The following is a 14,103-nucleotide window of genomic DNA, read 5'->3' on the forward strand; positions in this document are numbered from 1 at the left end:
ACAGCCCCGCAGCGACGAGGCGGAGGACCGGAAACACAATACCCCATCACGATTATGAAACTACTGTTACTTGGTTCGGGCGGGCGCGAACATGCGCTGGCGTGGAAGATATCCCAGAGCCCGAAAGTGGAAAAACTCTACATCGCTCCCGGCAATGCAGGGACACGCAACGTGGGCGAGAACGTCGCCATCCAGGCGAATGACTTCGACGCCATCGGCCGCTTTGTCATCGACAACGGCGTACACATGGTCGTCGTCGGACCGGAAGACCCGCTCGTCAAGGGCATCTATGACTATTTCAAGGCTGACCCCCGCCTCGCCGGCGTACCCGTCATCGGACCCTCCCGTGCCGGTGCCGTGCTCGAAGGCAGCAAGGAGTTCGCCAAGGAGTTCATGGAGCGTCACCACATCCCCACCGCCCGATACCGCAGCTTCACCGCAGACCGCCTCGACGAAGGGCTCGCCTTCCTTGAGACCCTTCCCGCCCCGTACGTACTGAAGGCCGACGGCCTCTGCGCCGGCAAGGGCGTGCTCATCCTGCCCACCCTCGACGAAGCCCGTCGCGAATTGCGCGAGATGCTCGGCGGCATGTTCGGCGATGCCTCGTCGAAGGTCGTCATAGAGGAATTCCTCAGCGGCATCGAGTGCTCCGTCTTCGTCCTGACCGACGGACGCCACTACAAGATACTCCCCGAGGCGAAGGACTACAAGCGCATCGGCGAGGGAGACCGCGGCCTCAACACCGGCGGCATGGGCTCCGTCTCGCCCGTCCCCTTTGCCGACAAGGCATGGATGCAGAAGGTCGAGGACCGCATCATACGCCCCACCGTCGAAGGACTTGCCGCCGAAGGTATCGACTACAAGGGCTTCATCTTCTTCGGCCTTATCAACGTACAGGGTGAACCCATGGTCATCGAGTACAACGTCCGCATGGGCGACCCGGAGACCGAGAGCGTCATGCTGCGCATCCAGAGCGACCTGGTCGACCTCTTCGAAGGCGTGGCACAGGGCGACCTCGACCGTCGGACACTCACCATCGACCCCCGCACCGCCGTCTGCGTCATGCTCGTCTCCGGCGGATACCCCGAAGCCTACACCAAGGGCCATCCCATCACGGGCATCGACAGTGTGACAGACAGCATCGTCTTCCACGCCGGGACGGCACTCAAGGACGGACAGGTCGTCACCGCCGGTGGACGTGTCATCGCCGTCAGCTCCTACGGCGCGGACAAGGCAGAGGCGCTCGCCCGCTCCTTCCGCGGCGCACAACAAATCGCATTCGAGAAACGCTACTTCCGCTCGGACATCGGGTTCGACCTCTAAGCCTCTCATGCGACTGACCTATCTGCAAGAACGGCTGGCAACGGGGAGTCTCCCGCTCCTCGTTGCCTTTCTCATTGCCTCGGCGCTCTGGTGGCTTCCGTCAGCCGACACTGCCGCCGCGACGACAGGCGGGCTGTGGGACAGTGTGCCGGGTCTGCTGACTCCCTTCGGCGGACGGCTCGCGGGCTACATCCTGCTGCTGCTCGCCCTGCTGCTGCTCGGGGCAGTGACCGTCCACCACGCCGTCATCCGCGTCCACTCGACCTTTTACCTGACGCTCTTCCTGCTCCTTGCCGCCGTCGCCCAGCCCCACACGTTGCAGGGCGGGAGCGTGTCGGCATGCTGCCTGGCAGCGACGTTCTACTTCCTCTTCCGCACCTATCAGGGCGTGGAGCCCGTGGGCGATGTCTTCCGCGGCTTCTTCTTCTACGGACTGGCGACCCTCGCCGTCCCCCCGCTGTTGCTGCTCCTGCCCGTGCTGCTGCTCATGCAGACGGGGTTCCACCACCTCTCTCCGCGGACGCTCTGCGCGGCGCTCATCGGTGCGCTCCTCCCCTACTGGTTCCTGGGCGGCTATGCCTACACCATCGGCGAGTGGGACCTCCTGCTCCGCCAGCTGGCAGCCGTCGTCCGTTTCAGCCCCACGGACTACAGCACGCTGACGCCCCCGGCGATAGCCACGCTCGCGCTGACCCTCCTCCTGACGCTGTGGAGCATCATCCACTACGCCCGCAACAGCTTCCTCGACAAGATACGCACCCGGACGTGCATCTACTACATCCTCTCGACGGAAGCCCTCCTGTGGGTGCTCCTCGCCTTCCAGCCCGTCCTTTATCCCTCGCTCGCAGCTCCGCTGACGGCTTGCGCCTCGCTGCTCTCCGGGCACTACTTCGCCGTGACCCGCGACCGCCGCAGCGGCATCGGGCTACTTGTCACGCTGGCGCTCATCGCCGCACTTTACCTCCTTGACGTATGGACACAGCTTTACAGTTCCTTCTAGACTATGGGTACGTGGGGATGTTCCTCGCCGCCTTCCTTGCCGGGAGCATCCTCCCGTTCAGTTCCGAAGCCCTCCTCGTCGCGTTCGTCGAGATGGGGCTGGACCCCGTGGGCACGGTCGCTGCCGCCACGCTGGGCAATACCGCCGGTTCGATGACGTGCTACTGGCTGGGTCACCTGGGCAACATGGCACGTCTGGAGCGTTGGCTGGGTGTGAAGCCTGAGAAGCTGGCACGCGCCGAGCGTTTCATCCGCGGACGGGGAGCATGGATGGCGTTCTTCTCGTTCCTCCCCGTGGTGGGGGACGGCATCGCTATTGTCCTCGGACTGATGCGGGCGAACCTGCCCATCACGTTGTTCTCCATGACACTGGGAAAATTGTTGCGCTACGTTGCGCTCGTACTGGCGGCACAGGGCATCAATATTCTAATTGACAATTGACTCTGCTCCATTTATCAAAACGACACAATTTGCCCCATTTTAACATCACAATTTCCAGATTTGCCGTTTTCAGCTGACGCGCATTTTCACAATTTCGTCCCAATTAGAAAAACACGCATTAAATATTTTAAGATACGTCCGTCAGAACATATCAAAATAAACCGTTATTCACACATTTACATTCTTTCTAACGCAGAAAAACCATCCGCCGAACCCATTTCCACGGTCGAAAGCACCTGTGATTGGCTTCGTACGGACGAACGACTACCGTCGTACGGACGTGTCCGCACCGTCGTAGTCGTTCGTCCGTACGAAAACAGCCACCTGTCCCCATTTTTTAGAGACCAAACGGACACGATTCCCGATGTGTGAAATTGCGTCCGTCCGTGTAAAAAGACTGACGGAAGGAAACAAAAGAAGATAAGAGCAAAACAGAAGGAAAGAAAACCGACGGGAACCCCGTCAATATGTATTTTGCGAATCGCCCGAGAAGGGCCTTCCCGGTCACCAATCCGTATTTTGGTGCAAGGAAGCCCCTTCTCGGGCGATTCATTTGACATTTTGACAAATTGATAAAAACGTCGGACCGCATCAACAAAACATTTCAAGGAATGTAGGGGCGACCGGTCTGGTCGCCCGGTCCAACATATTCAATTAACAATTGATAATTGACAATGGACAATTATCGCCTTGCAGTCACATCCCCCACGCCGCAAGGTAATTGTCAATTGTCCATTGTCCATTGTCAATTGTGTTATGTCGCCCCTACATTCACCGCCTTGCAGCCTCGTTATCCACGCCGCAGGACAATTGTCAATTGTCAATTATCAATTGTCAATTGAAACGTTATCCATTGTCAATTGCCCCGTTGTGCCTCCTCCATGACGCGGAGGAAGTTGCCGCCCCAGAGTTTCTGGATGTCCTCCTCCGAGTAACGTTCCGCACGCAGGCGGCGCGTCAGGTTGATGACCTCCGACGCCGACGCACAGCCGGGGATGCCGCCGTCCCCGTCGAAGTCCGTGCCGATGCCCACGTGGTCGATGCCCATAAGGCTCACCATGTGGTTGATGTGTTCGATGACATCGGGCAGCGACGCCGTCCCGTCCGTCCGCAGAAAGCCCCCGTAGAGGCAGACCTGTGCCACGCCGCCGCTGTGGGCGAGGGCACGCAGCTGGTCGTCCGTCAGGTTGCGCGGATGGTCGCACAGGGCACGACACGACGAGTGGGAGCAGACGATGGGGGTGCGGCTGAGCGACAGGGCGTCGTAGAAGCTCTTCTCCGACGCGTGCGAGAGGTCCACCAGCATGCCCGTGCGGTTCATCTCGCGGACGACCTCCCTGCCGAAGGCGCTCAGTCCGCCGTGCTCCCCGTTGCCGCGGGCGGAGTCGCAGACGTCGTTGTCGCCGTTGTGGCAGAGCGTCAGATAGACCACCCCGCGGCGGCGGAAGTGCTCCACGTTCGCCAGGTCGCGGCCCAGGGCATAGCCGTTCTCGATGCCCAGCATGATGGCTTTCCGCCCCATCTGCTTCAACCGACAGACGTCGGCGGGCGTGCGGGCAATGTCGACCCACGATGCGTTGGCATGGACCATCGCCTCGATTTGGGTCAGGATGCGGTCCGCCTTGGCAGTGGCGGCTAGCAGGGACTCGTCGTCGCGTTCGAGCTGCTTGAGGTAGGCGACCATGATGGTGGCGTCGAGATGTCCCTCGGTCATCTTGTGCAGGTCGACGAGCACGTGCGGGTCGCGCGTGTCGAAGCGGATGTCCTTGTGGAAGAACATCGGCGTGTCGCAGTGGCTGTCGAGCGAGACGATGCGCCGGTGCACCGCCTTGGCGTCGGCGAACGAGGCGGCTTCTGCCGTGAGCCAGCGGAAGAGAGGCAGCATGCTCTCGTCCCCGGCGAGAATCATGCACTCCGGGTGCCACTGCACGCCGAGCATCGACTTGTGTTCCGCCGACTCGACCGCCTCGATGATGCCGTCGGCTGCCCTTCCGCTGACCCGGAAGCCGGGTGCGGGCTCACGGACCGCCTGGTGGTGGAACGAGTTGACGGGCAGGCGGTCGGTGCCGAAGAGGCGGGCGAGCAGCGTGTCCGGCTCGATGTGCAGGGTGTGTGAGGCGTAGCTGCGGTCGAGCTGCTGGTCGTGCTTGAGGCAGACGGTGCCTGCCTGGGTGTGGATGTCCTGGTAGAGGGTGCCCCCGAGGGCGGCGGTCAGGACCTGGAGGCCGCGGCAGATGCCGAGGATGGGTATCTGACGGTCGGCGGCGAGGCGGGTGAGCAGGAGTTCCTGACGGTCGCGGCGGTGATTGATGGAGTGGAGTTCGTTGACGGGTTCCTCGCCCAGGTAGAGCGGGTTGATGTCGCCCCCGCCGGTGAGCAGGAGTCCGTCAAGGTGTTCGAGGGTGGAGAGCAGTGCGTCCGTGTCGTCGTACGGGGGGATGATGAGGGGAAGTCCTCCGGCACGGAGGATGGAGGTGCAATAGCCGTCGGCTAAAGAACAATTCCCGTCACTGAAGTTCGCTGTGACTCCAATGACGGGCAATTTCCGGTATCCGGGGTACGACGCGTGGATGCTGTCGTACGCCCGCTGTATGTCGTATGTGTGCATGTCTGTCTGCGTTACTGTCCGCCGGGTGCCGTGTGGGGCGTGCGGGACGGACGTCAGAACTTGTAGGTCCGTTTGGGGTTCTTGGGGAACCATCCTTTCTTCACACGTTCCTCCTGCTCAAAGATTTCCTTGATGGTCCAGAACGAGGAGAAGGCGAAGACTCCGAGGAGGGTCGACAGCAGCACGTTCGCCACCCACAGAGAGGCGGCCGTACCGCCGAGTCCCAGCAGGAGGAAGACCCACCAGCAGCGTGTCCCGAAGTAGTACTCGCACTTGACGACGACGGGGTGGAACAGGCCGATGATGAGGAAGGTGCAGATGCCGATGATCAGCCCGGTAAGGTGGAGGTTGTCGAAGGCTCCCATCCGGTCACTTGTCAGTTATGGGTATTTCCTTCTTGATGCTTTGCTCCAGCGAGATGAGCGTCTCGGTGGCAGTCACGCCGGGAATCTCCTGGATGCGGCTGTTGAGCAGCTCCATGAGGTGTTCGTTGTCGCGGGCATAGAGCTTGATAAGCATGGTGTAGGGACCGGTGGTGAAGTGGCACTCGACGATCTCCTTGATGTTCTCCAGCTGCGCCACTGCAGCCCGGTACATGGAGCCCTTTTCGAGCTTTACTCCGACATAAGTGCAGGTACTGTAGCCCAAGCTCTTCGGATTGACATGATAGCCCGACCCGATGATGACGCCCAGGTCGATCAGTCGTTGCACACGCTGATGAATGGCAGCGCGTGAGACGCCGCACTCAGCAGCCACATCTTTGAAGGGAATACGCGCATTCTGGGAAATGATCTCCAGGATGCGTCGGTCTAAATTATCTATTCTTTCCATCACGTTGGGGGTTTGGTTGTTCAATAACACTTTGATAGGCAAATATAGCGATTATTTCATATCGACAAACTTTTTGCTCTCTATTTTTCGGATTTTCTTGAAAAAGTGTCGGCACGAAGAGCAAAAAGATGCACTTTTCAATTGACAAGTGACAATTTACTATCGGCAATGACCTTCCGGCGTGAGGACGGCATGCACAGACAGACACGCCTCCAAGGGTGATGGTCCCTGGAGGCGTGTCCGTATGCGTATCCCTGAAGGAGGGGATTGTCACTCGTCAATCAGCCATTGCCGGTCAGCGTGTCTTGCTGACGGTGTGGAGCACCTTGCCGTCCTTGTCGAGCATGTAGAGGCAGAGGCGGTCCTTGTCGGCGGCGACGAGGGAGAACCCGGTCGCACCGCTGCAGAACTGTGTCCCCTCGATGGGGCTTACCTCGCGGCTCAGCGAAGCGGACGAGTTGACCACGTAGTCGATGTCCGTCCCCTGACGGCGGATGTGCTGGAAGGTATGGAGGTGTCCGCAGACGTACATGGCGACGTTGTCATGCCGGCGCAGGACGGTGTCCACACGGCGTTGCATGTCGAGACGTTCCTTCTCGCTCTTCTCCGTCTGTGCAAAGATGGGGTGGTGCCCCACGACGATGACCCAGTCCTCGCGGGCGTCGGTGAGTACGCGGTCGAGCCAGCTCAGTTGCGGCTCCACCTCCTGGCGGCAGGCGTCAGGGTAGCCGACGGTGTCCTCGCGGTACTTGTCGATGAGCGGGGTCGTGTCCAGCATGACCACGCGCACGGTGACATCGTTGTCCTCCACGGTGAAGGTGTAGTAGCGGGCGGGCATCTCCCAACGTGCGCTGATGCCGGCATAGTCGAGCACCGCCTGCGTGTTGCCGCGGTACTCGTGGTTGCCAAGGATGGGGTACCAGGGGAGCATCAGCTCGGGATGGCTGTAGATGAGCTCATAGTTGGTCATCCACAGCGGGTCGGATGTGCTGCGGACGCCCTCGAAGTGGTGCACGTCTCCGGCAGCCACCACGCACTCGATGCCGACGGTCTCGGCCATACGGCCCATCAGTTCGGCGATGGGCTTCTGGTCGTAGTAGCCGTTGCGTCCGAGGTCATTGGCGATGTAGAAGTTGACGCTTTTCTCCAGTTTCGCCCAGCTCGCGGCGTCCTGTGCGACGGCGGCAATGGCAGCCGTGCAGAGCAGGAGGCAGAGGAAGGTAAGTCTTTTCAGTGTGTTCATAAGGGTTTTGTTTGATTGTTAGTAAAGCTTTGTCGGTTGATGGTCTCAGAAGGCGACCTTGATGCCTGCGTTCACTTTCACGCCATAGTACTCAGCCTGCATGGTGTGCTCCTTCGTGCCCTGGTAGTAGCGCAGGGGTTGGTTGAGCAGGTTGTTCGCCTCGCCGTAGACGGTACACTTGATTTTCTTGCCGAAGGTGTAGGAGGCGTTCAGGTCCATGTAGTCGACGGCGTCATAGTATCGGTCGAGCATGGCGTGCTCGCCCATCTCGTCGATGAACTCGGAGGCGTGGTTGTAGGACAGGCGGACATTCCATCCGTTCTTCTCGAAGTAGAGCGAGGCGTTGGCGATGTGTTCGGTCGAACCGGGCATGCGCAGGTCCTTCTCGTTCTCGCGTCCGGCGAAGTTGAAGTGGTTCACTCGCGACCAGGTGTAGGTGTAGTTGCCATAGAAGCCCAGGCACTTCAGGGCGGGGGCGATGAAGCCGAAGTCCCGTTGGAAGCCTACCTCCACACCCAGCAGGTCGGCGTCGCCGCCGTTGATGGAGGTCTTGATTTCCTTGAAGTCCACGCCGGGGTAGCCTGCGTAGTCGCCGCTGGTGCGCTGTTCGACGATGAAGTCGTTTATGCGCTTATAGAAGACGCCTGCCGAGACCAGTCCGATGCTCTTGAAGTAGTAGTCCGCGCTGAGGTCGAAGTTATAGGAGAGGGCGGGCGTCAGGTCGGGATTGCCGATGGTGACCTTCTCGTCGTCGAGGTCCAGCGCCACGTTGGGGACGAGGTCCACGTAGTTCGGACGTGCCAGGGTGTTGGTGAAGGAGGCGCGCACCTTGAAGTCGTCGTTCACGTCCCACTTGTAGAGGATGCTCGGGAGGACATTGACGTAGTTGTTCTTCTGCTTGCCGGTGCTGACGATGCCTTCCTCCATGCCGGCTTCTTCCTGTGCGTCGCCGGGCTTGGTCCAGTTCCAGCCTTCGTACTCCAGCCGGGTTGCTTCCATACGGACGCCAAGCATGAGCTGGTGGTGCCGTCCGAGCTGCTGGTCGAAGCGGAGGTAGGCGGAGGTCACGTTCTCGGCGGCGTCGAAGTTGCCCGACGACTCTTCCCAGACGCGTTCCCCTTCGAGGGAGGCAAAGTCGAGGTCGGCGATGTAGTCCTTGCGGACGAAGTCGGTGGGCTTGTACTGTCCGTTGCCGGGCATGTAGTCATCGCGTATCTGGCTGGAGAGGTGGTTCATGTAGTCGTTGCCGTACTTGTTGGTGTAGTCGTCCTGATACTCATACTGCACGATGTCCTTCGTCTTGGACTTGTGGGCGTACTTGGCTCCGAACTTGAGCTTGTTGCCGAACTCTCCCTTCCGGAAGGGCAACTCGAAGTCCAGGTGGAACTTGGCGTCCGTTTCGTGAATGTCCTGGTTGGAGTTCGTCAGCTCGTCGACCTCCCATGTGCCCTCGTGCAGGCTGATGTTGTCGGTGACGTAGGGGAAGCGGGTGAACGGGTCGGCGACGTGCAGGCCGAGTCCCTCCTGCTTGAGCTTGAAGTAGCGTTCCTCGGGACGGTCCTCGCTGGCTCGTGCGTAGGAAGCTCCCCAGTCCATCATCAGGTTGCCGAAAAGGTGCTCTCCGCCGAGCGAGAAGTCCATGGTCTGCTGGAGTTCGAGACGGGCGTGGTGCTTGTCATGTCCGCCTGCCTTGGTCTCAATCTCCGCTTCCGCCTCGTTGTCGGCAGCCTTCTCCAGGTCCTTGTAGGCGATGGCGTAGCGGTTTTCCCAGTCGTGACGCCGGTTGTAGATACCCTTGAAGAAGAGTTTGTGGTTGGGGTTGATATCATAGTCGAGCGAGAGGGAGTAACTCTGGCGCTGACGGGTGACGTAGTACTGTCTCGTTTCGGCACTGGTCAGGAACTTCTCCCCGTTGTCGTCGAGATCATACTCGAACTCCACATCGTCCGAACCGATGGGTGCGTTCTGGTAGGAGACGGCAGCCATGACGCCCAGGCGGTCGTTGAAGAAGCGGTCGCCGTAAGTCAGTCCGAAGTTCAGCTGCGGGTCCTGGCTGACCCAGTTGTAGCCGCTGCCGAGCGTGGCGTTGAAGGTACGTTCGTAGGGTGAGTTCTTCGTGATGAGGTTGATGGAGCCGCCGATGGCATCGGCGTCCATGTCTGCGGTGACCACCTTGTTGACCTCGATGGTCTGTATCATGTCCGAGGGGATCAGGTCAAGCTGCACGTTGCGCACGTCGCCTTCCGCCGAAGGGAGGCGGTTGCCGTTGATGGTCACCGAGGTGAGGTCGGGCGACGTGCCCCTGACCTGTCCGAAGCGGGCCTCTCCCTGGTCATACTGGACATTGATGCCACTGATGCGCTTGAGGGCGTCTCCGATATTGGAGTCGGGGAACTTGCCCACCTGGTCCGAGGAGACGACGTTGACCACGCCCATTTTGTTCTTCTGCTGGTTGAGGGCACGGCTCTGTCCGCGGAAGACACCACCGACGACGACCTCCTGCAGTTCGAGGCCTTCGTTGAGTGTGATGTCGCGTTCGACCGTTTTCCCTTCGGGCACGGCGAGTGTGAGGTAGATGGGTTCATAGCCCACGTAGCTCACCTTGACTTTGTAGGTACCGGGTTGCAGGTTCGTCAGTGTATAGAAGCCGTTGGCGTCGCTCACCACTCCGGCCTTGAGGTTTTCGATGTAGATGGAGGCTCCGGGGAGGGTACGCTTGTCCGCGTCAACCACTCGTCCACGGATGACACCGACGGCGGGGTCTGCACTCTTGTTGTCCGCCGACGCCGGGTTGCACAGTACGGTTGAAAGGAGCAACAGGCTCGTTGCCTTTGCGAAAGTTTTCATTTGCTTGCGTTTATGTTTTGACACTGCAAAGAAACACCGTTCGTGTTACATCCGTCTTTCACGACTTTTAAGCTACCGTAACAGTCCTGTTGCATTCGTGTGACCGGACGGACGGGCAACAGCCTTTCCACGGACAATGCACTCCGGCGGGCAGTCAGCCTGCATACGCAGACACGCCCCCAAGGAAGATGGTCCCTGGAGGCGTGTCCGTGCATGTATCCCCGAAGGGGGAAGTGGTCACTTGTCTGTCATGTCCTGTTGCTTGCTCTGTTCGTATTCGACGGACGCCAGGATGAACGTGCCGATAGCCTTGCCTTCGTTCTCCACGATGGTCACGTCCTTACCGCAGAGGTAGTAGTTCACCGTACCGGTGCGGGAGGGGTTCTTCTGCGGACCGAGTCCGGCGGAAGCGCAGGTGCGCACGATGTCCGTCCGCCCGTCGCTCTCCCGGATGAAGGTTTTGAGCAGGCCGGCATAGGCTTTCTCTGCCACGGGACGGTAGGTGGCGGCGTCGAGCAGGCCCAGTCGGATTCCTTTGAGGAAGGCGTAGGTGAAGATGCCCGAGGCGGACGCTTCGAGGTAGTTGGGAGCGGTGCCCACGTTGTAGGTCTCGCCATCCACGGTGTCGCCCTTGCCGTCGGCAGTCTTCGTGGCGTCATACTGCATGAGCTGATACCACACGCCGCTCTGCGGGTCCTGCCAGCGAGCGACGCCGGCAGCCACCTGTTGCAGGATGGAGTCGACGGCAGCACGGTCGGGGTGCTCGCGAGGCATGAACTCCAGCACGTCGACCAGCGCGGCAAAGTACCAGCCCATGCCGCGTGCCCAGAACTCGGGGCTGCATCCCTTGAAGGGTTCCGCCTTGTTCGCCCAGAAGGAGTCCGGTGCGTCGGGCGTAGCGGACCAGGCGTGGTAGTTCAGCTGCTTCTCGGGGTTATAGGTGTAGCGGTGGATGGTCTTGAACTGAAGGGCGATGTCGCTCCAGCTCTCGCTATTGTTGTCCACACTGTCGGCGCCGAAGGTGTGCTGCCACTGGGCGTAGATGGGCGAGCCCATGAACAGTCCGTCGAGCCACATCTGGTTCGGGTAAGTCGCCTTGTGGAAGAATCCACCGGCGCCCGGCAGTCCTTCGGCAATGCGCGAATGGTTGTACTTGAGGGTGTTGCGGATGAGGGTGGCGGCGCGTCGGTAACGTTCGGCATCCTGGGTGTTGCCCTTGCGCATCTCCTCGCGGTAGAGGGTGAAGTAGATGTTGCCCGCGGGGAGGTCGTCGATGTTGCTCGGGCGCAGGGCGGAGGTGCCCTTCTTGCTGAGTATCATCGACCCGTCGGCATTGGTGTTGTGGTCGGCGAATGCCTTGACGGCGTCATAGTAGGCAGTCTTCTCGGGATAGAGCTGCCATGCCTTCAGGACGGCATTGGCAACGAGTCCGGACACGTAGTCCCATCCGGTGGTGTCCAGCTTCGCCTGGTGATGGCGGTTGCAGTAGAAGTCGCCCAGTCCGTGCGACTCGACCATGCGCTGGGAGTAGGGCATGGGGGCTTCCTCCCGGCTCGAGGCGCAGGCACCGAGCAGCAGGGGGAGCAGCAGTAAGCAAAGGTACTTTCTCATAGTAGTATGTAGTTAAGTGGATGTGTGCGTGGCTCGTCAGCTCTCCACCTTCACCTCACGGAGCGACGCTCCGCGGAGCAGGAAAAAACGGTAGGCACTCACGGCGAGGGCGTAGACCACGAAGGCGGAGACGAAGCCGCAGAGGGCATCGATGAGGTAGTGCGCCTGGATGTAGACCGTCGCACAGCACAGCAGGACGTAGAACGGCAGGAGTACCAGCGGAAGCACACGGTTGCGGGTACGCAGCGCGAGGAGCATCAGGATGGTGGACATACCCACGTGCGAGCTCGGGAAAGCCGCCGTCGGGCGTTCGCCCGCCTGTTGGGACATCTCCACCAGTCCGTAGAAGAAACCTTGGGCATCGCCCGGGGCAGGCAGCAGCTCGGAGTGGTGGTTGAAGTAGTCGCCCACGGCGCGGAAGTGTCCCAACGCCACTTCGTCCAGCCCGATGGCGGGGAAGTAGTACTGTGGTCCGGCAACGGGGACGAATATATATATAAGGTAATAGATGAAGAACGACGTCAGCACGACGAACGCCGTGCGGTCGAACTCACGGTAACGCGCGATGAAGTAGAACAGTACCACGGCGGCTATCATCGGGTAGTAGGAGAAGTAGCCCAGGTTGAACGCCTCGCTCCATCCCACCGACGGCAACAGCCGGCTGAACTCGATGGCGGGCTGGCACCCGAAGAGCACCTGCTCGCTGTGGGCGAAGAGGTGGTCGAGGTTGGGGAAGAGACGGTTGAACTCGTAGGTGTCCGGATACCAGTAGGCGAGCAGCCCGAGCTGGAAGAGCGTGCGCAGGAAGCTCGTGAGCTTGCACGAGTAGCGCTGGTAGATGAGCAGGAGCAACACCGTGATTACGGCAATGCCGATGCGCTCGAGGACCATCGTCAACGGGTGGTCCATGCGTTCGTGAAGGAACAATATGAGCACGGTGGTCAGTGCCCCGTAAGCGAGGCTGACCACCTCGATGGGAAACAGCCCGCGGCGTGTTTCCGTACGTTGGAGTAAGTTTAAAGCCATCCTTGTTGTTTATACCAGGCGATGCTCTCCCGCACTCCCCGCTGCAAGTCGTAGGCAGGGCGGAAGCCCAGTTCCTCGACGAGGGGCGTGATGTCGCAACGCCAGTTTCGTTGTTTCATAATGTGATACTTGTCGCGGTTGAGGGTGCTGCTGCGCCCTGCCAGCCCTGCCAGCGTCTCCGCCACGACCGAGACGGCGCGGAGCACCGCCAGGGGGAAGGTGAGCCGGACGACTACGGGATTGCCCAGCTCGGCACGGATGTAGTCGGAGTAGGCACGGCTCGAATAGACCCTGCCGTCGCTCACGAAGTAGGCGCGGCGGGTGACGCCACGCTCTATCGCCAGGTAGACAGCCTGCACGAGGTCCTTGACGTAGATGAACGTGAGGTCCTGGCGGCGGAAGCCCACTGCGACGTCAAGATGGCGGCTGATGCTCTGCGCCATGAGGTAGTAGTCGCGCTCGCGCGGTCCGTACACGCCCGTGGGGCGGAAGATGACGTAGGGGAAACTGTCGGGGGTGGAGCGCAGGAACTCCTCGGAACGGAGCTTGCTCCTGCCATAAGCCGTGTCGGGGCGGGGGGTGTCCTGCTCGCAGATGGGTGCGTAGTCGGTCTCATGGATGGGACCGTAGACGCTCAGCGAACTGATGTACAGGAACTGCCGGGGCATCATGCCCAGCTCCGTGAGCAGACGGACGAGCCGGCACGTGGCGTCGTAGTTGATGCGGTCGAAGTCCTCCTTGCGGCGGCACTTCGTCGCCCCGGCACAGTGGATGACATAGTCCCATGCCCCCTCGGTGTCGCGGTGGCGGCGCAGCTGCTCCTCCAGCCGGCGGTCATCGCCCAGGTCCAGCTCGGCGAAACGGATACGGGCATCCTGCAGCCACGCGCGGCTGCTGGACGCACGCACGCCTGCCCAGGTCTCCATCCCGCGACGGAGCGCCTCTTCGACCAGGAAGCTTCCTATGAAGCCGCTGGCTCCGGTGATGAGTATCTTCATTTTCGCCTTCTTGTTACAAATTCGCTGCAAAGATAAGACATCTTATTGAAATAAGCCCGTTTTGCTCATGAACTATCACAGAAAATCACTTACTTTGTACATCGGGTCCGCCCGGCACCTGCCTGTGGTCCCTCCCGGCGGGTGTGCCGGAACGGGGGATGCGGACGACGGACCCG

The 14,103-nt window shown here is 60.5% G+C and carries 11 protein-coding genes; 3 read left to right on the forward strand and 8 right to left on the reverse strand.

Features of this window, described 5'->3' with window-relative positions:
- Nucleotides 1-54 precede the first annotated feature (54 nt).
- The 3 genes from purD to M3087_RS11170 are packed head-to-tail and all read left to right on the forward strand — an operon-like array spanning nt 55 to nt 2,763.
- Complete coding sequence (gene purD, locus M3087_RS11160) at nt 55-1,323, forward strand: phosphoribosylamine--glycine ligase (RefSeq protein WP_022385588.1); 1,269 nt, start codon at nt 55-57, stop codon at nt 1,321-1,323.
- A 7-nt stretch (nt 1,324-1,330) separates the two neighbouring features.
- The gene (locus M3087_RS11165; protein ID WP_249095751.1) at nt 1,331-2,323 is read left to right on the forward strand and encodes a hypothetical protein; all 993 of its coding nucleotides are present in this window, start codon (nt 1,331-1,333) and stop codon (nt 2,321-2,323) included.
- Nucleotides 2,296-2,763 carry a YqaA family protein gene (locus M3087_RS11170; protein WP_249095753.1) on the forward strand — a complete coding sequence of 156 codons (468 nt, stop codon included), beginning with the start codon at nt 2,296-2,298 and terminating at the stop codon, nt 2,761-2,763. The genes M3087_RS11165 and M3087_RS11170 overlap by 28 nt, the downstream gene beginning before the upstream one ends.
- A gap of 856 nt (nt 2,764-3,619) precedes the next feature.
- On the opposite strand, the gene M3087_RS11175 is transcribed toward M3087_RS11170, so the two are convergent.
- From M3087_RS11175 to M3087_RS11210, 8 genes are all read right to left on the reverse strand, one after another.
- Complete coding sequence (locus M3087_RS11175; RefSeq protein WP_249095755.1) at nt 3,620-5,371, reverse strand: gamma-glutamyl-gamma-aminobutyrate hydrolase family protein; 1,752 nt, start codon at nt 5,369-5,371, stop codon at nt 3,620-3,622.
- Nucleotides 5,372-5,424: 53 nt separating this feature from the next.
- Entirely contained in the window at nt 5,425-5,736 is a 312-nt protein-coding gene (locus M3087_RS11180) for a DUF4491 family protein (protein WP_022385911.1), read from the reverse strand.
- 4 nt (nt 5,737-5,740) lie between these two features.
- On the reverse strand, nt 5,741-6,202 hold the full coding sequence (locus M3087_RS11185) for an Lrp/AsnC family transcriptional regulator (RefSeq protein WP_022385912.1): 462 nt from the start codon (nt 6,200-6,202) through the stop codon (nt 5,741-5,743).
- 295 nt (nt 6,203-6,497) lie between these two features.
- Nucleotides 6,498-7,445, reverse strand: coding sequence for a metallophosphoesterase (locus tag M3087_RS11190; RefSeq protein WP_249095756.1), 948 nt, complete (start codon nt 7,443-7,445; stop codon nt 6,498-6,500).
- A gap of 45 nt (nt 7,446-7,490) precedes the next feature.
- The gene (locus M3087_RS11195) at nt 7,491-10,292 is read right to left on the reverse strand and encodes a TonB-dependent receptor (protein WP_249095759.1); all 2,802 of its coding nucleotides are present in this window, start codon (nt 10,290-10,292) and stop codon (nt 7,491-7,493) included.
- 237 nt (nt 10,293-10,529) lie between these two features.
- The gene (locus M3087_RS11200; RefSeq protein ID WP_249095762.1) at nt 10,530-11,903 is read right to left on the reverse strand and encodes a glycoside hydrolase family 105 protein; all 1,374 of its coding nucleotides are present in this window, start codon (nt 11,901-11,903) and stop codon (nt 10,530-10,532) included.
- Between the two features lie 36 nt (nt 11,904-11,939).
- Nucleotides 11,940-12,929, reverse strand: coding sequence for a phosphatase PAP2 family protein (locus M3087_RS11205; protein WP_022385916.1), 990 nt, complete (start codon nt 12,927-12,929; stop codon nt 11,940-11,942).
- On the reverse strand, nt 12,920-13,927 hold the full coding sequence (locus M3087_RS11210; protein ID WP_249095764.1) for an NAD-dependent epimerase/dehydratase family protein: 1,008 nt from the start codon (nt 13,925-13,927) through the stop codon (nt 12,920-12,922). Before M3087_RS11210 ends, M3087_RS11205 begins: the two co-directional genes overlap by 10 nt.
- Between the last annotated feature and the right edge of the window lie 176 nt (nt 13,928-14,103).

The sequence above is a fragment of the Mediterranea sp. ET5 genome (assembly GCF_023337025.1).
Taxonomy (GTDB): Bacteria; Bacteroidota; Bacteroidia; order Bacteroidales; family Bacteroidaceae; genus Phocaeicola_A.

Bases quoted from the DNA above. Each gene is read 5' to 3' on its own strand.
- purD (WP_022385588.1), top strand. From the start codon at position 55: ATGAAACTACTGTTACTTGGTTCGGGCGGGCGCGAACATGCGCTGGCG.
- M3087_RS11165 (WP_249095751.1), top strand. From the start codon at position 1,331: ATGCGACTGACCTATCTGCAAGAACGGCTGGCAACGGGGAGTCTCCCG.
- M3087_RS11170 (WP_249095753.1), top strand. From the start codon at position 2,296: ATGGACACAGCTTTACAGTTCCTTCTAGACTATGGGTACGTGGGGATG.
- M3087_RS11175 (WP_249095755.1), bottom strand. From the start codon at position 5,371: ATGCACACATACGACATACAGCGGGCGTACGACAGCATCCACGCGTCG.
- M3087_RS11180 (WP_022385911.1), bottom strand. From the start codon at position 5,736: ATGGGAGCCTTCGACAACCTCCACCTTACCGGGCTGATCATCGGCATC.
- M3087_RS11185 (WP_022385912.1), bottom strand. From the start codon at position 6,202: ATGGAAAGAATAGATAATTTAGACCGACGCATCCTGGAGATCATTTCC.
- M3087_RS11190 (WP_249095756.1), bottom strand. From the start codon at position 7,445: ATGAACACACTGAAAAGACTTACCTTCCTCTGCCTCCTGCTCTGCACG.
- M3087_RS11195 (WP_249095759.1), bottom strand. From the start codon at position 10,292: ATGAAAACTTTCGCAAAGGCAACGAGCCTGTTGCTCCTTTCAACCGTA.
- M3087_RS11200 (WP_249095762.1), bottom strand. From the start codon at position 11,903: ATGAGAAAGTACCTTTGCTTACTGCTGCTCCCCCTGCTGCTCGGTGCC.
- M3087_RS11205 (WP_022385916.1), bottom strand. From the start codon at position 12,929: ATGGCTTTAAACTTACTCCAACGTACGGAAACACGCCGCGGGCTGTTT.
- M3087_RS11210 (WP_249095764.1), bottom strand. From the start codon at position 13,927: ATGAAGATACTCATCACCGGAGCCAGCGGCTTCATAGGAAGCTTCCTG.